Origin of the sequence: Microbacterium galbum, from assembly GCF_032464915.1 — a bacterium.
Classification (GTDB): Bacteria; Actinomycetota; Actinomycetes; order Actinomycetales; family Microbacteriaceae; genus Microbacterium; species Microbacterium galbum.
This window is the reverse complement of record NZ_JAWDIS010000001.1, coordinates 1,852,866-1,877,204: the sequence shown is the minus strand read 5'-3', so window position 1 is coordinate 1,877,204 and position 24,339 is coordinate 1,852,866. Positions and strand designations below refer to the sequence as shown.

Below are 24,339 nucleotides of genomic sequence, written 5' to 3'. Positions count from 1 at the left end.
CCCGATTCATGGGGTGAACGAGTGCGAGCGTATCAATCAGAAAACAACACAGCAACATCTTTTCTGAATCCTAATGATCGTTTATGATCGTTTAAGCGATGCACCCCGCTTGAAGGAGACCGATGCCGTTCCCCACCGCCGCGTTCCGCGGCCCGCTCGCCGCGGTCGTCGAGAGCGCCGAACTGGTCACCCCCGATGACGCCCTCCCCGTCCCGCCGGCATACGTCCGCGCCGTCTGGGACCGCGAGCGCGGCACGGTCGACGGGGCCGCCGCGGACCGGATCCTGACCCGCGCCCACGCCGAGCGCGCCACGCCCTGGCCGCAGCCCCGCGCGAGCGACGCGGCGCGCGTCCACCGCGACGGCGACCGCACCGCATGGGAGGACGCCGCCTTCGCGCGCCAACGGCGCCTCAGCCGCGCCGCGGTGGCCGCGGCGGTCACCCTCGACGACGACGCGATCGACGAGGTCGTGGACGGCGTGGTGCTGCTGTGCGAGCAGAGCTCGTGGTGCTGGCCCGCCCACGACGACACCCGACGGGTGCACGGGTCGGTACTCGCGACCGTGACGGACCCGTTCGTCGACCTCGGCGCGGGCGAGGCCGTGGCTCAACTCGCGTGGATCGACCACCTCCTCGGAGCCGCCCTCGACGACCGTGCCCCCGGCATCCGCGCCCGGATCCGCCACGAGGCGCGCGTGCGCGTCTTCGAGCCGTTCCAGCGACGACGCGACTGGCACTGGATCGGCCTCGACGGCGACGTCCACAACTGGAACCCCTGGATCCACGGCAACGTCGTCGTCGCCGCCCTGCGCCTGCTCGACGCCCCCGCCGAGACCGAGGAGCGCGACCGGGTCGTCGGCCTCGCCGTCGAGGGACTCGACCGGTACGTCGCCGCCCTGCCCGCCGACGGCGCGATCGACGAGGGGTACGCGTACTGGTGGAACGGAGCGTGCCGCGCTCTCGAGGCACTCGACGTGCTCGCCCACGCGACGGCCGGCGCCGTCGACGCGACGGGCATCGCCTCGCTGCGCGAGACCGTGGCCTTCCCCCACCGCTCGCACCTCGGCGGCGACTGGTTCGTCAACCACGCCGACGGCCAGGCCCGGCCGCCCGCCGATCAGCCCTGGCACGCCCTGCAGCGGGCCGCCCGACGCTACGGCGATGACGACGCCGCCGCCCTGGCCGAAAGCCACCGGCATCCGGGATCACCCGCCGCGACGGAGCGCGAGGGCCTCGGCCGGCTGCTGCGCGGTCTCACCGATGCCGCCTGGGTGACGGCCTCCGCCGGCGCCCCTCCCCTTCCGCGCGACGTGTGGCTGCCCTCGACCGAAGTGGTGCTCGCGCGCGAGGCGGAAGGCTCCTCCGCCGGCCTCGCGCTGGTCGCGAAGGGCGGTCACAACGCCGAGCACCACAACCACAACGACGTCGGCTCGTTCCTCGTCGCCGTCGACGGCGTGCCGGTGATCGTCGACGCCGGTCGACCCACCTACACCGCCGCCACCTTCGGCCCCGACCGCTACGACATCTGGACCATGCAGAGCGGATGGCACAACGTGCCCGTCGTGCGCGGGCGCACGCAACCGGCGGGGAGGGATGCCGCTGCGCGCGGTGCCGCGGCCGAGATCGGCGACGCGCGGACGACGTTCTCGCTCGAGCTCGCGGACGCCTACCCCGAAGCCGGCCTCGCGTCGTGGCGGCGGCGCGCGACGCTCGATCGCACGCAGCATCGCGTCGAGATCGCCGACGCATGGGTCTTCGCCGACGGCGCTCCCACCGGCACCGACACGGTGCTCCACGTGCTCGTCGCGGGCGCTGTCCGGCTCGAATCGGGCGGTGCGCGCGTCACTCCGATCGGGGGAGCACGCCCGGTCCGTCTGCGATGGCCGAGTGACGTCGAGGCGACCGAGGAGGTGCGGGACCTCGACGATCCGATGCTCACCGAGGTGTGGGGCGAGCGACTCACGCGCCTCGCCCTTCCCCTGGCATCCCGCACACAGCTCCGGCTCACGGTAGAACTGGACACACCGATCGAGGACCTCCCATGACCGACACCACCGGGCATCAGCCCCTGGCCGCGGAACGCCGCGCCCACATCCTGAGCACGCTGCACAGCGACGGCGCCGTGCGCATCTCACAGCTCACCGAAGACCTGGGGGTCGCCACGGTGACGTTGCGCCGCGACCTCGCCCAGCTCGAGAAGGAGGGGGTGCTGCGTCGGGTGCACGGCGGGGCCGTGGCCGGAGAGAGCACACCGGCGCGCCCCGAGCCCTCCGCCGACGAGACGCAGGCCGGATCGATCGCCGTCCTCGTCCCCTCTCTCGCCTACTACTGGCCGGGGGTCGTGCGGGGGATGGAGACGGCGGCGCAACGCCTCGGCTACACGACGCTGCTGCGCGGAGCCTCGTACGAGCTGCAGGACGAACGTCCCGTGCTCGACCGCCTCGTCGCGAGCGGCGACGTCCGCGGGCTGATCGTCGCGCCGAACACCGACACCGCCCACGCCGGCGACGTCATGCGCTGGCTGGCCGACTGCCCCGTGCCGAGCGTCCTCGTCGAACGCGACGCGGTGCCCGGGGCGGGCGGCATCCCGATGGAGTCGGTGACGACCGACCACGCGCTCGGGGCCCTGCTCGCGGCCCGGCACCTCGCGACCCTCGGCCACCGCAAGGTGGGGCTGATCCTCTCGCGCCATTCCCCCACCTCCCGCAAGATCGCGGCGGGCTGGCAGACCGCGTGCGAGGAGCTCGCCCTCACCCCCGCCGACCACTTCGAGCAGACACTGCCCGACCGCACGAGCCCCGACTTCTCCGATGTGGTCAACGCGACCCTCGACTCGGCGCTCGCCACCGGCGTCACGGCCCTGCTCGTGCACTCCGACCCCGAAGCGATGGCCTTCGTCGATCTCGCGTTGACACGGGGGATCTCGGTGCCCGACGACCTGTCGATCATCGCGTACGACGACGAGGTCGCCCAGCTGTTCACCCCCGCCCTCACCGCCGTCAGTCCACCGCGCGCGAGCGTCGGCGAAGCCGCAGTGGAACTGCTCGCCCGGCGCATCGCCCAGCCCGACCGGCCGGTGCATCGCGTGCAGCTCAGCCCGCGCCTGAATGTGCGCGCCTCGACGGCCGCCCCGCGATCGTGAGCACGCCCTCGGCGCGCGACTTCTCGCCGTGGACGTTCGCGACCGAGGCCCCTCCCGAGGAGCGGGAGCGCGCTCGGGCGCACCTCGCCGCGCTGACGTCGGCGCATCCCGACTGGCTCATCGGCGACGACGTCTTCCTCTCGGAGCACGCCGGCCTCGATCCCGAGGCCTTCGCGATCGGCGACCGCTCCTACGTCGCCACCGGCGCGTACCTCACCGGCACGATCGCCATCGGGGCGGACTGCTCGATCAACCCGTACGCCGTCGTGCGCGGTGACGTACGTCTCGGCGACGCGGTCCGGGTCGGCGCCCACACCTCGATCATCGGCTTCAACCACTCGTTCGAACCGGGCACCGAGGTGTTCCGCCAGCCCCTGACCTCTCGGGGCGTGCGCATCGGGTCCGACGTGTGGATCGGCTCGCACGTCGTCGTTCTCGACGGCGTCACGGTCGGCGATCACGCGGTGCTGGCGGCGGGAGCCGTGGTGACGAAGGACGTCGCCGCCGGAGCGATCGTGGGCGGCAACCCGGCCCGCCTCCTGCGCTGGCGCGTCGCGCCCGAGCGGGCCGGCGACTCGCGGCGCGACGACCTCACCGCCTTCGCCGATCGCGCGCGCGACGAACTTCCCGCGGTGCTGGGCCGCGTCGCGGTCGACGGGGGCTTCCGCGATCGCCCCGACGCCGCCCCGACCCTGCGCGCAGTGTGCGACGCCGTCGAGCTCTCCGCCCTGCTGCACGACGCGCCTCCCCCGGGCGACGACCGCGCCGGATGGATCGAGGTGATCGCCGCGCAGCAGCGCCCCGCGACCGGTCTCACGACCGACGCGGCCACGCTGTGGGATGACCCCGACGCGGCGTACGGCGTGCTCAGCGCCGGGTACGCCCTCGACCTCCTGGGCGGCCGGTTCGCCCACCCCCTCGCCGACGTCGTCGACGCGGACGCGGCGGGCCTGATCGCACGGCTCGACGCCCTGCCGTGGGACACCGACCCCTGGCGCGCGGGACACCACGTCGACGCGATCGGCACGGCCCTGCACTGGAGCGGCCGACGGCAGGATGCCATTCCCCCGGGGGTCGCCGAGGCGCTGTTCGGGTGGCTCGCCCTCCGCGCCGACCCGGGCACGGGCATGTGGGGCCGCCCCGGCGTCGACGGCGACCTCCGATTGCTCGTCAACGGCTTCTACCGTGCCGCCCGCGGCACGCTCGCCCAGGTCGGGCTCGACGTCCCGCACCCCGAGGCCGTGATCGACACGGTGCTGCGGCACGCGCGCGATGACAGGTGGATGCGCCGCGACCGTCGCGACGCCTGCACCGTGCTCGACATCGCGCACCCGCTGTGGCTCACCCGCTCGACCGGCTACCGCCGCGACGAAGTGCGCACCCTCGCCGACGATCTGCTGCGGCACGCCCTCACCGGATGGCACGCGGGTGCGGGCCTCTCCTTCCGGCTGGATGCCGGCGAACCCGGCCTGCAGGGCACCGAGATGTGGCTCGCAATCGTCTGGTACCTCGCCGATCTGCTCGAGTGCTCGGATGCGCTGCGCTATCGCCCGCGGGGCGTGCACCGCCCGGGGCCCGCTCCACGCTGACCGCGTCCCATCCCGAGGCCGGGTGACCAGCGTGGGAATGACGCGGCCGCGCCGCTCGCTCGAGGGCGAACGACGCGGCCGCGTGTTCTCGGGGTCAGCTCTCGGTGAAGCCGGCTCCGCGACGGCGGCGCCACAGCAGCACCCCGCCGAGCAGGAGCAGCAGCACCGCACCCGCACCCGTGACGGCGACGCCCTCGGCGTGCATGCCCGTGTTCGCGAGCCCGCTCGAGGAGCCACCCGCCGTCGAGCCGGAACCCGACGACGAGCCGGAGCCGGCGGGCGAACCGGAACCGCCACCGGCACCCGTTCCGGAACCGCCACCGGCACCCGTTCCGGGATCGGTACCGGCACCCGGGCCGGTCCCCGCGCCCGGGTCGGTACCCGTGCCCGGGTCGACCGGTGCCGCCTCCGGCACGATCGACGCCGAGCGCGCGGACGCGGCGGTGAAGCCCTGCGCGGAGGCCGTGACCTCCACGGAGATTTCGCGGCCCTCGTCGGCGGCGGTCAGTACGTACGCGTCGGCCGTGGCCCCGTCGATCACCGCACCGTCGCGCAGCCAGGCGAACGAGAACACTGCATCCGCCGGATCGGTCGCGGCCGTGGCCCGGACGGTCGAGCCGACGCGCGCCTCCCCGGTCACGACGGGGGTGCCGATGCCGACGGCGCGATTCACGGTCACCGTGTACGAGCGCGTGGTCCCGTCGGGTGCGGTCACCCGAACGGTGCCCACGCCATCGGCGTCACCGGGCGGGGTGATCTCGACCGATGCATCCTGGTCGACGGCCAGGGCGTGCAGGGTCGGCCACGCCGCTCCGGTGGACGAAACGGTGTAGGCGAGGGTGCCGGGCGCGAAGCCCTCCACCGGAGCGTCACCGACGGTGAGGCGTGCGAGATCGGCGACACCGGCGGGCGACGCCGAGACGGCGTTGATCTCGACCTCCGAGACGATCATGTGCGTCTGCGGGCGCGCGTTCAGGATGACGCGTACCTCGTCGGCCGCACCCGTGACGGGAACGTCGACCTTCGGGGCGCCAGTGGACGGGCTCGGAACGGCGACCTCGTCACCCTGCACCCACTCGCCTCCGCTCACGCGGTGGTCGACGCGCAGGGTCGTGGGCCAGCTGAGGGTCGTGCCGTCCTTGAAGAACTGCACCGACACCCGGCTGAGGGTCTCGCGCTGGGCGAGGACGTAGCTCAGGGTGTCCTGCGTGTTCTTCGAACCGCCGCGCCAGTTCGACCAGCCCTTGTCGGTCGTGATGCCGTTGATGGTGTTGGCGACGGGGTAGCCCGACTCGGTGTACGTCGCCGAGGGCGCGCTCTGCGGGGCGACGTTGCGCTCCGACGCGGCGGTGACGATCACCGTCAGCGTCGCCTCCAGACGCTCGCCCGCCGGGCCGGTCGCCACACCCGGCACCGTGACGGTGCCCGGCTGCGCGAGCGCGGAATCGGTCACGCCGTCCCAGTCCCACTCGACAGGGAGTGCGAAGCCGGAGCCCGAGGGATGCAGTTCCGCCTCGACCGTGGTGTCGGCCAGGCTCCGCACCGCCGAGACCGCGCTGCCCGCCGCCACGGTGACCGATGCCGGACGAGTGGCCGTGTAGGGACCGACCTCGACGGTGGCCGTCGCCTCGAACGCGCCGCCGAACAGGTCGATGCCGGTTCCCCGGACCGTCACGGTTCCGGGCTTCGACACGTCGACGTCGTCGAGCTGCCAGGTGACCGCGGCGGTGCGCTGGATGCCGCCGGCGTATCGGACCGTCACGGTCGCGGGAAGCGTCGGGGTCACGCCCACCGCCGTGGCCGCCGACACCGGGTCGGTGCCGACGACGGTGGTACCGGCGATCTTCCACTGCTGATTGCCGCCGCCGTTGCTCGTCCACAGACCCACGGTCGCCCCGGGGGTGGTGCTGGCCTGGTTGACGTCGAGCACGCGTTCGCTCGCGACGTTCAGCAGCGAGTAGTACTGGCCGTCGGTGGTCGAGGCCATCCACTGCGTCGAAGGATCGCCCGCGGCTGCGGCCGGGTCGGAGTCGACGAGGGCGGTGCCGCCGGTGCGGGAGGCGAGGAACTTCCCGGTTCCGTTCTGGAGGGTGAAGCGGTGGCGGTTCGCGCCCTCGCCGTCGATGGTGCGCACGGTCCAGGACTGCGCCCGCGCCGCTTCGGCCGTGGTCGCGGTGGCGCGGATCGCGAGACCCGAGGACGCGTCCAGGGCGAGGCCGCTCTGCAGGCCCGTGAGCTGCACCGTCTGGCCGTCGCGGAACGCCGCCGCATCGGCGGAGACGCCGGAGACGCCGTCGATGACGAAGGTCGTGACCGACTTCGCCGGCACCGTGACGGTCGCCGTGCGCGTGGTCGGGTCGACGGCCACCTTCGCGCCCTCCTTCAGCGCGTTGACGGTGGGCTGCGCCGCCGTCGACTGCGTCGTCACGACGGGGGTGACCGTGGCGCCGGGAGCGATCGTCGCGAAGTCGCTCAGGTCGATCTGCACGGTCTTCTCCGATGCGTCGGAGTTGACGTGCACGATCGTCGCCCCCTGCCCGTCGGCGTCGATCGCCGCGGTGGACTGCGCGTTGTCGGTCGACATCAGGCGATCGCCCGGGTGGATGTAGTGGGTGAAGTTGCGGACGGTGTTGTACTTCTCGTTGGTCAGGACCTTGCACGACGGGTCCGCCTCGCCGTCGGCGATGCGGCGGAGCGACTTGCCCTCGGCGTTGCAGTCGAAGTCGATGTAGACGCTCCCCCAGTTGAGGTTCTCGACCTTCTGCATGTTGTAGAGGTCTTCGACCGGCTGCCAGAACACCCACGCGCTCGGCTCGAGCTCGCGGAGGTCGCCGACGATGTGCTCGGCCATGCCGATGCCGTTGGTGATGTCGTTGGTCGTGAATCCCCCGGCGGTCCAGTTGCCCTCGACCTCGCTCATCCACAGGGGCTTGTCCGCGGCCTTGGCGATGTCACGCACCACCTGGCGCCCGCTCGTGCCGTAGGTGTGCACGTTGAGCTGGTCGACGAGGCTCTTCGACTGCGCCGACCAGGCGTTCCAGTTCGACGCGAAGATCCCGGGGTTGGTCTCGTCCATCGCCGAGATGACGGCATCCGTCGTCGTGCTCGGCTGAGCGAGCCGCGCGGAGAGCGCCTTCACCATGGCGTCCTGCGCCTGGGGGCCGATGTGCGCGCCCTCCTGGCGACCACCGGTGGGCCATTTCGCCCCGTTCGGGATCTGGGTCTGCCAGTAGTTCGTGTTGGGCTCGTTGAACGGGTCGATCGTGTCGAAGTGGATGCCGTGGGTCTTCTCGAGCTCGTCGACGACGTTGACGAGATAGCCGGCGAACTTGTCCATGTCGGCCGGAGCGAGCTGCTCGCTGGTGGCGTCGTTGATGCCGCCGGAGACGTAGCCGCTCTGCGTGAGGAAGTACGGCGGAGAGTTGCTGAAGGCCTCCCAGTGGGTGACCTTGTCCTTGAGCGCGTCGAGCCACCAGCGCTGCGCGGAGTCCGCGTCGAAGTCGTAGGCGTTCGGGTCGTCGGGGTTCCACGCGGCCTTGTACCGCGCGCGGTCGGCGTAGTCGGAGGTGATGGCCCCCTGGGCGTCGCTCGCCGTCAGGTCGGGGTTCCAGAACCCGGGCACGGCGCCTCCGGGGCGCAGGTACGCGGGCACGTCGGAGGCGTTGCCGCCCCCGATGTTGTACCGGGCGATGTTGAGGTTCAGGCCGTCCTCGCCGAACACCGCGTCGAAGAGCTTCTGGCGCACATCGGCCGGGTAGTTGCCGGTGGCGTTCGCGAACCACACCAGGCTCGTGCCCCAGCCCTCGAACGGCTCCGCCGCGGACGCGGGGTTGGGCGTGATCCGCACGGCGGAGGGGGGCGCGGCAGCGGCCGAGGCGGCGGGGGCCGCGGTGGTGGCCGCGATCCCGCCGGCAGCCAGGGCGACAGCGCAGGTCATCGACAACAGTCGAGCTGACTTCATCGTCATTTCCGATCCGGCCGCCACAGTGCGGCCTCGCAGGTGGTGATGTTGACGTCAACATGTTGACGTCAACATCTAACCTAGCCGACGACCCGGAGTGGCACAACGCCTCCGGCGTGCGCTCAGCGAGCGGGGCCGGACGAGGCGCGCCGCACCAACGACGTCGGCACGAGCGTGCGCGCGTGCTCGCCGCCGGTGCCCTCAATGTCGGCGATGAGCGCCGTCATCGCCTCCTCCCCCACGCGCTCGAAGCGCTGGCGGACGGTGGTGAGCGGAGGCCAGAAGTTCGCCGATTCGGGCATGTCGTCGAAGCCGACGACGCTGACGTCGCCGGGCACGGCGCGCCCGGTCTCGTGGAGAGCGCGGATGACGCCGAGCGCCATCTGGTCGTTCGCCGCGAACACGGCCGTCACCTCGGGCATCGTGGCCAGCGCGAGGCCGATGCGGTGCCCCGACTCGGCCGTCCAGTCGCCGATCTGCACGTCGGGCACGCGGCATCCGCGCTGCTCGAGGGCCTCGCGCCAGGCGTCGCGCCGGCGCTCGGCCGCGAAGGACTCCGGCGGCCCCGACACGTGCCACACCGTCTCGTGGCCGAGGTCGAGCAGGTGCTCGGTCGCGAGCTTCGCCCCCTGCGCCTGATCGTTGTCGACGACCGCGTACGGGTAGTCGGCGCTGGAGTCGACGACCACGACGGGCAGCCCCGACGGAATCGACAGCTCGTTCTCGCCCAGGCGGTGCGTCTCGATCAGGATGACGATGCCGTCGACGGCGTGCTCACGCAGACGGAGGAAGGCGCCCGACACGTCGGACTGCGACGCCGACTGCACGGTGATGAGGGTGATGGAGTACCCGGATGCCGCCGCCATCGAGGCGAGGGCGTCGAGGGTGCGGGTGTTGCCGTAGGAGCTCAGCGAGAACATGATCACGCCGATGCTGCGGAACCGCCCGGAGCGCAGGGCGCGCGCCGCGCTGTTGGGGCGGTACCCCAGGGCCGACATCGCGTCGAGCACGCGCTGACGCGTCTCGGGATCGACGTTCGCACGCTCGTTCGCCACGCGCGAGACCGTCTGGCCCGACACCCCCGCCGCCGCGGCAACGTCGGCCATCGACACCTCTCTCCGACGCTCGCGCGTCGGGATCGCGGTCGACGTCGTCGTCGTTTCGCTCATGCCTGCCCCCTCGGGATGTTGACGTTGACACCCTAGCGCGCGGGGGTTATGTTTACGTCAACATCTCGACGACCCGGCCGGGATGCGCACCAACGAAGAGGCACCGGACGATGACGACCACTGCGGCACCCCCGCCCGCCCTGCGTTCCCCGCGGCGCAAGCGACGCACCCGAATCGACGATCGAGGCTGGCTGTTCGTCGCCCCCTTCGCTCTCGTCTTCGCGCTCGTCTTCCTGGCGCCCCTGGCCTACAGCGTCTACCTCAGCCTGTTCCGCGACCAGCTGATCGGCGGCAACGCATTCGTCGGCTTCGAGAACTACATCACCGCCTTCGGCGACCCCAAATTCTGGGACGGCTTCGGGCGGGTGGCGGTGTTCCTCGTCGTGCAGGTGCCGGTCATGCTGCTGCTGGCTCTGGCCGCCGCGCTCGCGATCGACAGCGCCCGACTGCACGCGGCGGGCTTCTACCGCATCGTCATCTTCCTGCCCTACGCCGTGCCCGCGGTCGTCGCCGTGCTCATGTGGGGCTACATCTACGGCGACCAGTTCGGCCTGACCCGCAACCTCAACGACCTGTTGGGCGGACAGGTCGTCCAGCCCTTCCTCCCCGAGTGGATGCTGCTGTCGATCGGCAACATCGTCACCTGGCAGTTCGTGGGCTACAACATGCTCATCTTCTATTCCTCGCTGAAGACCATCCCCAGCGAGCTCTACGAAGCGGCGTCCATCGACGGCGCCGGCGCGTGGCGCACGATCTTCTCCATCAAGATCCCCGCGGTGCGCGGCGCCATCGTCATCGCCACGATCTTCTCGATCATCGGCAGCTTCCAGCTGTTCAACGAGCCCAACATCCTCAAGCCTCTGGCGCCGAACACGATCTCGACGTTCTTCACGCCGAACATGTACGCCTACAACCTCTCGTTCGCCGGCCAGCAGTACAACTACGCCGCCACGATCGCCATCATCATGGGCGTCATCACCGCGGTGATCGCCTACGTCGTGCAGCTGCGCGGCTCACGTCAGGAGACGCGATGACCACCGCGACCGCACCCCGCACCGACACCGTCGCCGTGACCACGCCCCGCAGCGGCCGGGCCGGCACGCGCTTCGCGCGCACCTCTCCCACGCACGGCAAGAAGTCGATCGTGCTGAGCATCGTCATGGGCCTGTACCTGCTGTACACGCTGGTCCCGCTGTTCTGGCTCGTCATCAACGCCACCAAGACGCAGCCCGACCTGTTCACGACCTTCGGACTCGGGCCCGGCAACACCTTCGCGCTGTTCGACAACATCGCGCAGACACTGACCTATCGCGACGGCATCTTCGTCCGCTGGCTCGGCAACACCCTGCTCTACGTCGTGGTCGGTGCGGGCGGCGCGACGCTGCTCGCCACTCTCGCCGGTTACGGTCTGGCGAAGTACAACTTCCGTGGCCGCAAGGCGGTCTTCGCCGTCGTCCTCGGCGCGATCGCGGTGCCGGGAACCGCCCTCGCCGTGCCGACGTTCCTGCTGTTCAGCCAGCTCGGGATCACCAACACCCCGTGGGCGATCATCATCCCCTCGCTCATCAGCCCCTTCGGTCTGTACCTCATCTGGGTGTACGCCACCGACGCCATCCCCACCGAGCTGCTCGAGGCCGCGCGCATGGACGGCGCGGGCGAGTTCCGCACGTTCTTCACCATCTCGATCCGCCTGCTCACACCGGGCATCGTGACCGTGCTGCTGTTCGCGGTCGTGGCGACCTGGAACAACTACTTCCTGCCGTTGATCATGCTCAGCGACCCCACCTGGTACCCGCTCACCGTCGGGCTCAACCAGTGGAATGCGCAGGCCATCGGCGTGGGCGCCCAGCCCATCTACAACCTCGTGATCACCGGGGCACTGCTGTCGATCCTCCCGATCGTCGCCGCGTTCCTCGTGCTGCAGCGTTTCTGGCAGTCGGGCCTGAGCGCGGGCAGCGTCAAGCAGTGATCCGCTGACCCCCCACCGCGCATCGCCCCTCCGCGGGACGTCGCACCTGCATCCGCAACACCATCCACAACAACGAAGTAGAGGAAACCGATGACATTCATGCGCAAGGGCTCCGCCATGCGGCGGACCGTCTTCGCCGTCGCCGCCACCGCCCTGTCGGTCGGCGCGCTCACCGCGTGCTCGGGCGGCAACGCCGGCGGCGCAGCCGCCGGTTCGGCCGACGACATCGAGAAGGCCCTCGAGGCCGGTGGCGAGCTCACGTACTGGTCGTGGACCCCGTCGGCCGAGGCGCAGGTCGCCGCCTTCGAGAAGAAGTACCCCAACGTCAAGGTGAACTACGTCAACGCGGGCACCAACACCGAGGAGTACACCAAGCTCCAGAATGCGATCAAGGCCGGCTCGGGCGCCCCCGACGTCGTGCAGATCGAGTACTACGCCTTCCCGCAGTTCGCGCTCTCGGACTCGCTGCTGGACCTGTCGTCGTACGGCTTCGCCGACCTCGAGGGCGACTACGCCACGGGCCCCTGGGGCTCGGTCGACTTCGACGGCAAGATCTACGGCCTCCCGCAGGACTCGGGCCCCATGGCCCTGTTCTACAACAAGAGCGTCTTCGACCAGTACGGCATCGCCGTGCCCACCACGTGGGACGAGTACTACGCCGCAGCCCAGAAGCTGCACGCGGCCGACCCCACCAAGTACATCACCGCCGACACCGGTGACTCCGGCTTCACCACCAGCATGATCTGGCAGGCCGGCGGCACCCCCTTCACGACCACCGGCGACGCGGGCACCGACGTCACCATCGACCTGCAGGACGCGGGCTCGAAGAAGTTCGCTCAGAACTGGAACCGCCTGATCGAGGGCGACCTGCTCTCGAGCACGCCCAGCTGGAGCGACGAGTGGTTCAAGGGCCTCGGAGACGGCTCGATCGCCTCGCTCGTCATCGGAGCCTGGATGCCCGGCGTCCTGGAGTCTTCGGTGAAGGACGGCGCCGGCAAGTGGGCCGTCGCCCCGATCCCGACTTACGACGGCAAGCCTGCGACGGCGGAGAACGGTGGCGGCGGCCAGGCCGTGACCAAGCAGAGCAAGAACCCCGCCCTGGCGGCCGGCTTCCTGAAGTGGCTGAACAACGACGAGGAGAGCCTGAAGATCTTCGCGGAGTCGGGCGGCTTCCCCTCCACCACCGCGCAGCTGAGCGACTCGTCGTTCGTCGACCAGAAGTCGGACTACTTCGGTGGCCAGCAGATCAACCAGGTGCTGACGCAGGCGTCGAGCGACGTGGTCAAGGGCTTCAGCTACCTGCCCTTCCAGGTCTACGCCAACAGCATCTACAGCGACACCGTCGGCCAGGCGTACGCCAACAAGAGCGATCTGAACGCCGGCCTCACGACGTGGCAGGACCAGCTCGTCCAGTACGGCAACGACCAGGGCTTCTCGGTCAACAAGTAAGAAGCAACTCCGGGGCGGGCCGCAGCGAAGGCATGCGGCCCGCCCCCTCCCTTTCCCTCCCGAGGAGAGCCATGAGCACCCCCACCCGCATCCGTGTCGACCGCGCCGCAGTCGGCTCCGAGGTCCCCCGCCGCCTGTTCGGCTCGTTCGTCGAGCACATGGGCCGCTGCGTGTACGACGGCATCCACTCCCCCGGCCACGACACCGCGGACGCCGCAGGCTTCCGTGCGGACGTGCTCGAGCTCGTCCGTGAGCTCGGTGCCACGGTCGTGCGCTACCCCGGCGGCAACTTCGTCTCGGGCTACCGCTGGGAAGACGGGGTGGGCCCGCGCGACGAGCGCCCCGTGCGCCTGGATGCCGCGTGGCACAGCACCGAGACCAATCAGGTGGGGCTCCACGAGTTCGCCGAGTGGGCGGGTGCCGCGGGCCTCGAGGTCATGGAGGCGGTCAACCTCGGCACGCGCGGTGTCGCCGAAGCCGCCGACCTGCTCGAATACACGAACCATCCCTCCGGCACGGCGCTCAGCGACAAGCGCCGCACGAACGGACGCGAGGAGCCGTTCGGCATCCGCCTGTGGTGCCTCGGCAACGAGATGGACGGGCCCTGGCAGATCGGTCACAAGACCGCCGACGAATACGGCCGCCTCGCCGCCGAGACCGCGCGCATGATGCGCTTCATCGATCCGACCGTCGAGCTCGTCGCCGCCGGCAGCTCGAACCACGAGATGCCCACGTTCGGGGAGTGGGAGCGCACGGTGCTCCGTCACACCGCCGGCCTCGTCGATCACATCTCGGTGCACGCGTACTACGAAGAAGACCCGGTCGACCCGGCGAGCTTCCTCGCGAGCGGCGCCGCCCTCGACCGCTACATCTCCGACGTCGTCGACATCATCGACGAGGTCGGCGCCACCACCCCCGACGGCGGGACGATCGGCATCAGCGTCGACGAGTGGAACGTGTGGAACCAGACCCGTTGGAACGAGGTCGACAAGCCCCGCGTCTTCACCGGTGACTGGCCCGTCGCCCCGCGCCTGATCGAAGACGACTACACCGTCACCGACGCCGTCGTCGTCGGCTCCCTGCTCATCACGCTCATCCGCCGCTCCGACCGGGTCTCGATGGCCAACCTCGCGCAGTTGGTGAACGTCATCGCCCCGATCCGCACCGAGCCCGGCGGGGGCGCGGCCTGGCGCCAGAGCACGTTCCACCCGTTCGCGCTGACCGCGCGGGCGGCCTCCGGTCGCGTCGTGCACCCCGTCGTCGAGGGCGCCACGATCGACACCGCGCGGCACGGGTCCGTCGACGCGGTCGATGCCGTCGCCACCGTCGACGGCGATGCCGTCTCGGTCTTCCTCGCCCACCGCGACCTCGACGCCCCCACCCCGGTCGAGCTCGACCTGGGGGCGGTGGCCGAGGTCGACGCGGTCGTGATCACGGTCCCCGAGGGCGGCGATCGCCACACCACCAACTCCGCCGCCGGCGAGCCCGTCGCCCCGCAGCCCCTGTCCGTCGACGTGGGGGCCGACGGCATCCTGCGCTTCACCCTCCCCGCCCTCGCCTGGGTGCGCCTGACGGCGCGCCTCACCGACTGACCCGAAAGACACCGTGACGACCTTCACCATCGGCGAGACCGACTTCCTGCTCGACGGGCGACCGCACCAGGTCATCTCGGGCACGCTGCACTACTTCCGCATCCACCCCGAGCACTGGGCCGACCGCATCCGCACAGCCAAGGCGATGGGGCTCAACACCATCGAGACATACGTCGCGTGGAACGCGCACGAGCCCGTGAAGGGCGAATGGGATGCCACCGGCTGGAACGACCTGGGCCGCTTCCTCGACCTCATCGCCGCCGAGGGGCTGCACGCGATCGTGCGTCCGGGACCGTACATCTGCGCCGAGTGGCACAACGGGGGGCTGCCGGTGTGGCTGACCTCGACGCCGGGGATCGGCATCCGGCGCTCCGAACCGCAGTTCGTGGAGGCCGTGACCGAGTACCTGCGTCGGGTGTACGAGATCCTCGCCCCGCGCCAGATCGATCGCGGCGGCAACGTCGTTCTCGTGCAGATCGAGAACGAGTACGGCGCGTACGGCTCCGACAAGGAGTACCTGCACGAGCTCGTGCGCGTGACGAAGGACGCCGGCATCACCGTGCCGCTGACCACCGTCGACCAGCCCATGCCGTGGATGCTCGAGGCGGGGAGCCTGCCCGAACTGCACCTCACGGGTTCGTTCGGTTCGCGCTCGGAGGAGCGCCTCGCGACCCTCCGCGAGCACCAGCCCACGGGACCGCTGATGTGCAGCGAGTTCTGGGACGGGTGGTTCGACTGGTGGGGCAGCATCCACCACACGACCGACCCCGCGGCATCCGCCCACGACCTCGACGTGCTGCTCGCGGCCGGGGCCTCGGTGAACATCTACATGGTGCACGGCGGCACCAACTTCGGCACCACGAACGGCGCCAACGACAAGGGCCGGTTCGACCCCATCGTGACCTCGTACGACTACGACGCACCCATCGACGAGTCGGGCCATCCGACGGCGAAGTTCCACGCGTTTCGCGAGGTCATCGCGAAGTACGCGCCCGTGTCGGCGGAGGTTCCCGCGCCGCGGCCCACGGCCCCGTCGTTCGAGGTGACGCTGTCGGGCGAAGGCGAGTGGATGCCGGCAGCCGCCGATACGGCCCCGATCGACTCCCCCGCCACCTTCGAGCAGCTCGGGCACCTCGGTCCTCTCGTGCGGTACGACGTCGAGCTGCCGTCGTTCACCGGTCGCGCGGCGCTCGTGTTGGACGAGGTGCGCGACCTCGCCTGGGTGCACGTGGACGGGATCGCGGTGGGACGGCTGTCGCGGTCGCTGCGCGAGCGCGCGCTGATGATCCCCGCGGGCGCGCGACTGACGGTGCTCGTCGAGGACCAGGGACGCGTGAACTACGCCGATCGTCTCGGCGAGCCGAAGGGGCTCCTCGGCGCGGTGACGCTGGACGGCGCCCCGCTCACCGGCTGGACCGCGACGCCGATCGACCTCGACACCGTCGAGGGCTCGGGCTCGGGCTCGGCGGGTCGGGCGTTCCTGCGCGGGACGTTCGAGCTCGACGCGCCCGTCGACCTGTTCCTCGACACCGGCTCGTGGGGCAAGGGCTTCGCCTTCGTCAACGGCTTCTTCCTCGGTCGGTACTGGAACAACGCGCCGCAGAACACGCTCTACGTGCCGGGACCGGCGACCCGCGCCGGCGCGAACGAGATCGTCGTGCTCGAGCTCGAGCACGCGGTGGATCCGGTCGCGCGCTTCGTCGCGGAGCCGTCGCTGGGGCAGCTCGAGGAGTAGGCCGGCCGTCCCTCCGGAACAGGCGATCCGTCGCGTGCCGGACCACCCGCGGGAGGGCGGTCCTGTTCGGCGGATCGCCTGTTTCCGCGTGTGCGCAGACGCGCGTCGCGCGCGGGAGGAGCAGGATGGGGTCATGACGATGGCCGCCTGGCTCCGCTCGCTCCCCTCGCTCACCGGGGTGGCCCCCGAGCCGGATGCCGCGCCCCTGCCCGATACGCCGGAGCCGCTGTTCGAGCGATGGATCCGCGGGGCGGTGGAGGCGGGTGTCGCCGAAGCGCACGGTGCCACCCTCTCGACGGTGGATGCCCGCGGCATCCCGGACGCCCGCGTGCTGATCCTCAAGGACCTCGGTCCGGGAGGCTGGGCCTTCGCGGGCCCACGCGACTCGGCGAAGGCGGAGCAGCTGGCCGCGCAGCCCGTCGCAGCCCTGACCTTCTGGTGGCCGTCCGTCGTGCGGTCCGTCCGCGCGCGCGGCCGGGTGGTCGAGGCATCGGCGGAGGAGTCCGCGGCCGATCTCGCTGCGCGATCCGCCGCCGCCCGCGACGGGATCGCGCCGGGTGGGTGGGTGCTGTGGCGGCTCGTTCCCGACCACGTCGAGTTCTGGCAGGGCTCCCCCGATCGCCGTCACCGGCGCACGATCTACCGTCGCGTCGGCGACGGCTGGCGGATATCCGCCCCCGAGGCGGAGAGCGAGCGACGGTGAGCGGCTACGAGATCACCGACATCGGCGCGATGGCCGCGTGGCGCGAGCACTTCGGCGGGTTCGTGCCGGAGCGCTCGCGCGACGGTCGACGCGTCGTCGACCACGAGCTGACCATGCAGTTCATCGGGATGACGGCGAACGCCCTCCTCCCCGGCGAGGACGCGGGGTACTGGCACACGCACAGCCGGGTCGAGGAGCTCTACGTCTTCCTCGAGGGGCGCGGACAGATGGGCTTGGGAGACGACGTCGTCGACGTCGGCGCGGGGAGCGTCGTCCGTGTCGGTCAGGGCGTGTGGCGCGTCTGGCGCGCTCTCCCCGACAGCCCGGGCGAGCTGCGCTGGCTGTGCATCCGCGCGGGCGGGGAGGCCCTGCCCCACATCCCGGACGACAGTTCGCGCGACGCCGATCGCCCGATGCCGTGGGCCGCCGCCGGCTGACCCCTCCGCGCTAGGCCGATCCGCGCCAGACGACCGGAGCGTCGAGCAGGATGCCGTCGGCATCCGCCACTCCGCCCGAGAGCTGCAGCAGCACCGCCTCGGCGGCCGCCGCCCCCAACCCTTCCGCGGGCTGATCGACCGTGCTGAGCGGGGGGTCGGTGCGCAGCGCCCAGGCGCTGTCGTCGAAGCCCACGACGCCCACGTCGTCGGGCACGCGTCGCCCCGCCGCGCGCAGAGCCTGCACGGCGCCGGCCGCCACGGCATCCGACGCTCCGAAGACGGCGTCGAGGTCGGGCGCGCGCTCGATCAGACGCCGCATGCCCGCCTCGCCGTCGGCGAAGGCGTACAGCGGGACGGGTTCGACGAGATCCTCGTCGAAGTCGGCGCCCAAGGCCTCGCGGAAGCCCGCCAGGCGGTCGCTGCCGGAGTCGCGGTCGAGAGCCGCGGCGATCATGCCGATGCGTCGACGACCGGTCGCGCGCAGCTTCTCGGTGATCGCGCGCGCCGCTCCGAGATTGTCGATGCCCACCCACGGGCGGGAGATGCCCGGGGGGTGGCCGACATAGGCGACGGGCAGCCCCAGGCGCTCCACGACGTCGGTGATGGGGTCGTGATGCCGGGCCGAGACGATCACCGCGCCGTCGACGAAGCCTCCGCTGAGGTAGCGCGCGACGCGGTCGGTGTCGCGCTCGGTGTCGACGACCACGCACACCATCTGGTAGTCGGCCTTCGACAGCGCCGTGTTGGCACCGAGCATGATGCCGCCGATGTTCGGGTCTTCCAGGAACAGCGAGTGCGGCTCGTGCACGATGAAGCCGACCGCCTGCGTGCGCTGGCGGACGAGGTTGCGGGCCGCTGTGTTGGGGACGTACCCGACCTCGCGGATCGCGGTCTGGATCGCCTCGCGCGCTTGATCGGAGACGTATCCGCCGTTGAGGACACGGCTCACCGTGCCCCGCGACACCCCCGCGGCCTTCGCCACGTCATGCACCGTGCTGCGCCGGCGCCCGGGCGGAGGAGGCGTCATGAGGGTCAGCCTATCGGGACGCGGGAGTTGACGACGGCGGTACGGCGTGCCAGTATGTGCACGTTCACACATCCTCGTTCGATGTTCTGCATCTCCGGTGTGTGCACGTTCACAGAACCCCGCAAAGGAGCGCCCACCGGATGCTTGCCGTCGATCATCTGGCCCCGCTCGATCGCGACAGCGACCGAGCGACCGACCCGACCCGCGCGGGCGCCGCGCTGGACGCCCTGACCCGCGAGGGCCTCGTGTTCGGATGCGACTACAACCCCGAGCAGTGGGACCGCGCGGTGTGGGACGACGACATGCGCCTCATGAGCGAAGCGGGCGTGGGGCTCGTGGCCGTGAACATCTTCGGCTGGTCCTGGATCAACCCCGACCACGGCATCTGGAACTTCGACGAGCTCGACGAGGTCATGGACCTCGCCCACGCGCACGGCATCCGGGTCAACCTCGGAACCGCGACCGCCTCGCCCGCCCCCTGGGTGACCACTCGGCATCCCAAGATCCTGCCCGTGGCCGAGGACGGGACACGGCGTTTCCCCGGCGGCCGCCAGGCGTACTGCCCGAGCTCCCCGGTCTTCCGCGGCTACGCGGCCGAGCTGAGCCGGCGCGTCGTGGAGCGCTACGCCGACCACCCCGCCCTGGCCATGTGGCACGTCTCGAATGAGCTCGGATGCCACAACGCCCTGTGCTACTGCGAGGCCAGCGCCGCGGCGTTCCGCGACTGGCTGCGCGCCCGGTACGGCACCGTCGCAGCCGTCAACACCGCCTGGGGCACCTCGTTCTGGAGCCAGCGCTACAGCGACTGGGGGCAGATCCTCCCGCCGATGGCCGCGCTGTCGCTGCGCAACCCCGGGCAGCTGCTCGACTTCCAGCGCTTCTCCTCCGACCAGCAGCTCGAGCTGTACCGCGCCGAAGCCGAGATCATCCGCGCGCGCAGCGCAGCCCCGGTCACCACCAACTTCATGGTCACCGCGCACATCCGGGCGCTCGACTACTTCTCCTGGGCCGGCGAGATGGACGTCATCGCCAACGACCACTACCTCGACCGGCGACTCGCCGACCCGATCGCGGAGCTCTCGTTCGCGGCCGATCTCACGCGCGGCATCGCCGCGGGCACCCCGTGGCTGCTGATGGAGACCTCGACCGGCGCGGTGAACTGGCAGCCGCACAACCTCGCCAAGGGCGAGGGCGAGCTGCTGCGCAACGTCGTCTCGCACGTTGCGCGCGGCGCCGACGGCATCTGCTTCTTCCAGTGGCGCGCGTCGGCCCAGGGCGCCGAGAAGTTCCACTCCGCCCTCCTCCCCCACGCCGGCACCGACACCGCGCAGTGGCGCAGCGTCCTCGAGGTCGGCCGTACCCTGCGTGCGCTGCAGCCCGTCGCCGGGACGCGCGTCGCGTCCGACGCGGCCGTGCTGTTCGACTGGGAGAGCTGGTGGGCGCTCGAGAACGAGGGCCGCCCGAGCGAAGACCTGCGCTACCTCGACCAGGTGCACGCCGCGCACGGGGCCCTCGCCGCCGCCGGGATCTCGACCGACGTCGTCTCGGCGGGCGCCGACCTCTCCGCCTACCGTCTCATCGTCGTCCCGGCCCTCCATCTCGTGCGGGATGCCGACGTCGATCGCCTGTCGCGATTCGTCGAGGCCGGCGGCACCGTCGTCATCACCTTCGCCAGCGGCATCGTCGACGAGCAGGACCGGGTGCGGCTCGGCGGGTACCCGGGCGCCTTCCGCGACCTGCTCGGGATCGTGTCGGAGGAGTTCGCCCCGCTGGGGCCCGCGCAGGTCGTCACGCTCGACGACGGCAGCACCGGCTCGGTGTGGTCGGAGCGTCTGCGCACGGTCGACGCCGAGATCGACGCGCGCTTCGTCGACGGTCCTGCGGCGGGGCTCCCCGCACGCACCCGCCGCGCGGTCGGCGACGGTTCGGCGTGGTACCTGGCGACGCTCCCGTCGGCCGACGCCTACCGCGACCTCCTCCTGCGCATCGCCGCGGCATCCGGCATCCGCACCCTCGACGCCGTCACCGGGGTCGAGGTCGTGCGCCGGGCGGGCGGGGACCGCGCCTTCACGTTCGTCATCAACCACACCACCGAGTCGGTCGAGATCGCGGCGCACGGACGCGACGCGCTCACCGGCGAGCGCGTCGACGGTCTCGTCACCGTCGCCGCCGGTGCCGTCCGCATCATCGAGGAGGCCTCGTGACCACCACCGCTCCCGCTCCCGCGCGGGCCGAACGCGCGAGCGCCCCGAGGCCGCGCCGACCGCGCGTGCCCTTCAAGAGCGCGATCGTCGTCCTGCTGGCGCCGTTCGCGGTGCTGTTCGTCCTCTTCTACGTCCTGCCGATCGTCTTCGCCATCGTGCAGTCCCTTCTGGTGGTGCGCCGCGAGGGCACGTTCGGCAAGGCCGAACTCGTCTTCGGCGGGCTCCAGCAGTACGCGCTCGTCTTCCAGAACGAAGCGTTCTGGGCGTCGATGCTGCGCATGCTCGCGTTCGGCGTCGTGCAGGTGCCCGTGATGCTCGGCCTCGCGCTGATCTTCGCGCTGCTGCTGGACTCGCCGCTGCTGAAGGGCAAGCGGTTCTTCCGTCTCGCCTTCTTCGTGCCGTACGCGGTCCCCGGTGTGATCGCGGCGATCATGTGGGGCTCGCTGTTCTCGCCCAACCTCTCGCCGTTCACCGCGTTGACCAGGAACGTCGACTTCCTCGGCGCCGACCTCGTGCTGTGGTCGATCGCGAACGTCGTCACGTGGGTCTACGTCGGCTACAACATGCTGATCATCTACTCGTCGCTGCTGTCGATCCCCAGTGAGATCTACGAGGCGGCCCGCCTCGACGGTGCGGGGCAGTTCCGCATCGCGTGGTCGATCAAGATCCCGCTCGTGCGGCCCGCGATCGTCATGACCGCGATCTTCTCGATCATCGGCACGCTGCAGCTGCTCGCCGAGCCGCAGGTCTTCCGCTCGTTCAGCTCCGCGGTCACCAGCACCTTCACTCCCAACATGACCGTCTACGCCACGGCATCCATCCCCAACGCCAATCTCGCGGCGGCGTTCTCGGTCGTGCTGGCCGTGACCACCTTCGTGCTGTCGTTCGGCTTCATGAAGTGGATGCAGAAGAAGGGCAACGCATGAGCGCCGTCACCACCTCCCGACGCCCCCTCGGCCCCCGCGCGGGCGGCCCCCGCTCCGGCGCGACCCGTTCGGGCGCGGTGCGCGAGCCCCTCGTCTCGCGCACCTCGGCGATGCTCGTCATGGCCGTCTTCACGGTCTACTTCCTGCTGCCGCTGTGGTGGCTGCTGGTGGCCTCGAGCAAGAGCACGGGCGACATCCTCACCACCAACCCCCTGTGGTTCGCCGACATGCGGCTGTTGTCGAACATCGGCGATCTGTTCGCCTACCGCGACGGCATCTTCCTGCGCTGGCTCGGCAACTCGCTGCTGTACGCCGGCCTCGGCGGAGCGGTCGCGACGCTCCTGGCCGCGATGGCCGGGTACGCGCTGGCGAAGTACCGCTTCCCGGGCCGCGAGCTCGTGTTCGACGTCGTGCTCGGCGGTGTCCTGGTGCCGGCCACCGCGCTCGCCCTGCCGCTGTTCCTCATCTTCAGCCAGGTGCAGCTCACGAACACCTTCTGGGCCGTGTTCCTGCCCTCGCTCGTCAGCCCGTTCGGGGTGTACCTCGCGCGCATCTTCGCGGCATCCTCTGTGCCCGACGAGCTGCTCGAGGCCAGCCGACTGGACGGCGCCGGAGAGATCCGCACGTTCTTCACCGTGAGCCTGCGGCTGATGAGTCCGGCACTGGTCACGATGTTCCTCTTCCAGTTCGTCGCGATCTGGAACAACTTCTTCCTGCCGCTGATCATGCTGCGCAGCGAGGAGCTGTTCCCCGTGGTGTTCGGGCTCTACGGCTGGAACAACCAGCTCAACCAGATCCCCGAACTGCGCGGGCTCGTCCTGATCGGCGCCCTGCTGTCGGTCATCCCCCTCATCGTCATCTTCCTGCTCCTCCAGCGCTTCTGGCGCAACGGTCTCGGGACCGGCGCGCTGAAGTGATCCGTTCGGCGGCTGCGGCCGCCCCCACCCCGGGCGCAAACGGCGCGTCCGGGCACCCAGAGAAAGAGGCATCCCCATGAAGCACAGAATCCTCGCGGCGACATCCGGCGTCGCCCTGTCGGCTCTGCTCCTCGCCGGTTGCGCCGGAAGCGGGAGCGGCGACGGCGCCGCGGCCGCCGACTGCGCCCCCGCCGACGGTCCCGTGACCCTCGAGTTCACCTCGTGGATCCCGGGCATCGAGAAGGCCGTCGACCTGTGGAACACCGAGAACCCCGATATCCAGGTCAAGGTGCAGACCGGCCCCAACGGCAACAACGGCACGTACCAGAACTTCTTCAACCAGATCGCCGCGGGCAACGCCCCCGACCTCGGCCAGATCGAGTACGACGCCCTCCCTAACTTCCTCGTGCAGGACGGCGTCGAGAACATCGCCGCCTGCTCCGACGTCGTCGCGGCGAAGGACCAGTTCGTGGGCTGGGCGTGGAACCAGGTCGCCCTCGGCGAGGACGGCGCCGTGTACGGCATCCCGCAGGACATCGGCCCGATGGCGCTGTTCTACCGCAAGGACCTCTTCGCGGCGAACGGCATCGCGATCCCCACCACGTGGGACGAGTACACCGAGGCCGCCAAGAAGATCCGCGCGCTCGGCGGGTACATCACCAACTTCTCGCAGTCCGACATCAACCAGTTCGCCGGCTTCGTCTGGCAGGCCGGTGGGCAGTGGTTCGGCAACGACGCGGACGGCTGGACCGTCTCGCTCACGGACCCGGCGTCGGAGAAGGTCGCCGATTACTGGCAGTCGCTCATCGACCAGGACCTCGTCTCGACCTACCCCGCGTGGACCGACGAGTGGAACAACGCCTACAACTCCAGCCAGGTCTGGACGTGGAACTCCGCCGTCTGGGGCGCGAACTCGATCTCGAGCGGCGCTCCCGACACCGCGGGTGGATGGGCCGTGGCCGACCTGCCGCAGTGGAACGCCGGTGACGCCGTGTCGGGCAACTGGGGCGGATCGTCGATCGCCGTCCTCAAGGGCAGCGAGCACCCCTACGAGGCGACGACGTTCGCTCTGTGGCTGAACACCTCCGAGGAGGCGCTGACGGTGCTCAACGAAGAGGCCAACATCTACCCCGCCACGACCGAGGGCCTGAAGCTCCCCTCGCTCACGCAGGGCGTCGAATTCTACGGCGGACAGAAGATCTACGACGTCTTCGCCAAGGCCGCGACCGAGGTGACGCCCGACTTCGTGTGGGGCCCGACCATGACGAAGACCTACGCCGACGTCTCCGACGGCTTCAAGGCCGCGGTCAGCGGCAGCGGCACGCTCGCCGACGCCCTCCAGAAGGGCCAGGATGCCACCATCGGCGCCCTGGAGTCGCAGTCCATCCCCGTGAAGAAGTAACGCTTCCTTCTTCCGGCGACGCCCGTGGATGCTCCGGCATCCGCGGGCGTCCTGCGTTTCCGGATCCCGCCGCGGTGGGGCGGGGTGAGGGGTGAGAGCGGAGCGGGGAGGAAAGCG

The 24,339-nt window shown here is 70.7% G+C and carries 17 protein-coding genes; 14 read left to right on the top strand and 3 right to left on the bottom strand.

Annotation, left to right across the window (positions count from 1 at the left end; genetic code table 11):
* Positions 1–122 precede the first annotated feature (122 nt).
* From RWH45_RS08755 to RWH45_RS08745, 3 genes are read left to right on the top strand one after another with little or no spacing between them, the layout of a single operon-like run.
* Positions 123–2,045 (top strand): heparinase II/III domain-containing protein, encoded by a 1,923-nt coding sequence (locus RWH45_RS08755; RefSeq protein WP_315994488.1) that lies wholly within the window; start codon positions 123–125, stop codon positions 2,043–2,045.
* A complete protein-coding gene (locus tag RWH45_RS08750) occupies positions 2,042–3,142 on the top strand; it encodes a substrate-binding domain-containing protein (RefSeq protein ID WP_315994487.1) in 1,101 nt (366 codons plus the stop codon). The genes RWH45_RS08755 and RWH45_RS08750 overlap by 4 nt, the downstream gene beginning before the upstream one ends.
* The gene (locus RWH45_RS08745) at positions 3,139–4,731 is read left to right on the top strand and encodes an acyltransferase (RefSeq protein WP_315994486.1); all 1,593 of its coding nucleotides are present in this window, start codon (positions 3,139–3,141) and stop codon (positions 4,729–4,731) included. The genes RWH45_RS08750 and RWH45_RS08745 overlap by 4 nt, the downstream gene beginning before the upstream one ends.
* Before the next feature lie 94 nt (positions 4,732–4,825).
* Here the strand turns inward: RWH45_RS08745 and RWH45_RS08740 are convergent, their stop codons facing one another.
* Both RWH45_RS08740 and RWH45_RS08735 read right to left on the bottom strand, forming a co-directional pair.
* Positions 4,826–8,668 carry an RICIN domain-containing protein gene (locus RWH45_RS08740; RefSeq protein ID WP_315994485.1) on the bottom strand — a complete coding sequence of 1,281 codons (3,843 nt, stop codon included), beginning with the start codon at positions 8,666–8,668 and terminating at the stop codon, positions 4,826–4,828.
* 146 nt (positions 8,669–8,814) lie between these two features.
* Complete coding sequence (locus RWH45_RS08735; protein ID WP_315994484.1) at positions 8,815–9,861, bottom strand: LacI family DNA-binding transcriptional regulator; 1,047 nt, start codon at positions 9,859–9,861, stop codon at positions 8,815–8,817.
* Positions 9,862–9,971: 110 nt separating this feature from the next.
* On the opposite strand from RWH45_RS08735, the gene RWH45_RS08730 reads away from it, so the two are divergent.
* From RWH45_RS08730 to RWH45_RS08700, 7 genes are all read left to right on the top strand, one after another.
* The gene (locus tag RWH45_RS08730; RefSeq protein ID WP_315994483.1) at positions 9,972–10,895 is read left to right on the top strand and encodes a carbohydrate ABC transporter permease; all 924 of its coding nucleotides are present in this window, start codon (positions 9,972–9,974) and stop codon (positions 10,893–10,895) included.
* 125 nt (positions 10,896–11,020) lie between these two features.
* Complete coding sequence (locus RWH45_RS08725) at positions 11,021–11,830, top strand: carbohydrate ABC transporter permease (protein WP_315994608.1); 810 nt, start codon at positions 11,021–11,023, stop codon at positions 11,828–11,830.
* Between the two features lie 90 nt (positions 11,831–11,920).
* Positions 11,921–13,279, top strand: a complete 1,359-nt coding sequence (locus tag RWH45_RS08720; RefSeq protein ID WP_315994482.1) for an ABC transporter substrate-binding protein — start codon at positions 11,921–11,923, stop codon at positions 13,277–13,279.
* A 71-nt stretch (positions 13,280–13,350) separates the two neighbouring features.
* The gene (locus RWH45_RS08715; protein ID WP_315994481.1) at positions 13,351–14,871 is read left to right on the top strand and encodes an alpha-N-arabinofuranosidase; all 1,521 of its coding nucleotides are present in this window, start codon (positions 13,351–13,353) and stop codon (positions 14,869–14,871) included.
* A 13-nt stretch (positions 14,872–14,884) separates the two neighbouring features.
* Positions 14,885–16,606 carry a glycoside hydrolase family 35 protein gene (locus RWH45_RS08710; RefSeq protein ID WP_315994480.1) on the top strand — a complete coding sequence of 574 codons (1,722 nt, stop codon included), beginning with the start codon at positions 14,885–14,887 and terminating at the stop codon, positions 16,604–16,606.
* 133 nt (positions 16,607–16,739) lie between these two features.
* A complete protein-coding gene (locus RWH45_RS08705; RefSeq protein WP_315994479.1) occupies positions 16,740–17,309 on the top strand; it encodes a pyridoxamine 5'-phosphate oxidase family protein in 570 nt (189 codons plus the stop codon).
* Positions 17,306–17,746, top strand: coding sequence for a cupin domain-containing protein (locus tag RWH45_RS08700; protein WP_315994478.1), 441 nt, complete (start codon positions 17,306–17,308; stop codon positions 17,744–17,746). The genes RWH45_RS08705 and RWH45_RS08700 overlap by 4 nt, the downstream gene beginning before the upstream one ends.
* Before the next feature lie 10 nt (positions 17,747–17,756).
* On the opposite strand, the gene RWH45_RS08695 is transcribed toward RWH45_RS08700, so the two are convergent.
* A complete protein-coding gene (locus RWH45_RS08695) occupies positions 17,757–18,773 on the bottom strand; it encodes a LacI family DNA-binding transcriptional regulator (RefSeq protein ID WP_315994477.1) in 1,017 nt (338 codons plus the stop codon).
* 140 nt (positions 18,774–18,913) lie between these two features.
* Here RWH45_RS08695 and RWH45_RS08690 point away from each other — a divergent pair, with 140 nt between their 5' ends.
* The 4 genes from RWH45_RS08690 (at position 18,914) to RWH45_RS08675 (ending at position 24,222) form a co-directional block, all read left to right on the top strand.
* Positions 18,914–20,977, top strand: coding sequence for a beta-galactosidase (locus tag RWH45_RS08690; RefSeq protein ID WP_315994476.1), 2,064 nt, complete (start codon positions 18,914–18,916; stop codon positions 20,975–20,977).
* The gene (locus RWH45_RS08685; protein ID WP_315994475.1) at positions 20,974–21,903 is read left to right on the top strand and encodes a carbohydrate ABC transporter permease; all 930 of its coding nucleotides are present in this window, start codon (positions 20,974–20,976) and stop codon (positions 21,901–21,903) included. Before RWH45_RS08690 ends, RWH45_RS08685 begins: the two co-directional genes overlap by 4 nt.
* Positions 21,900–22,820 carry a carbohydrate ABC transporter permease gene (locus tag RWH45_RS08680; RefSeq protein WP_315994474.1) on the top strand — a complete coding sequence of 307 codons (921 nt, stop codon included), beginning with the start codon at positions 21,900–21,902 and terminating at the stop codon, positions 22,818–22,820. Before RWH45_RS08685 ends, RWH45_RS08680 begins: the two co-directional genes overlap by 4 nt.
* 76 nt (positions 22,821–22,896) lie before the next feature.
* Positions 22,897–24,222 (top strand): ABC transporter substrate-binding protein, encoded by a 1,326-nt coding sequence (locus RWH45_RS08675; RefSeq protein WP_315994473.1) that lies wholly within the window; start codon positions 22,897–22,899, stop codon positions 24,220–24,222.
* The last annotated feature ends 117 nt before the right edge of the window (positions 24,223–24,339 follow it).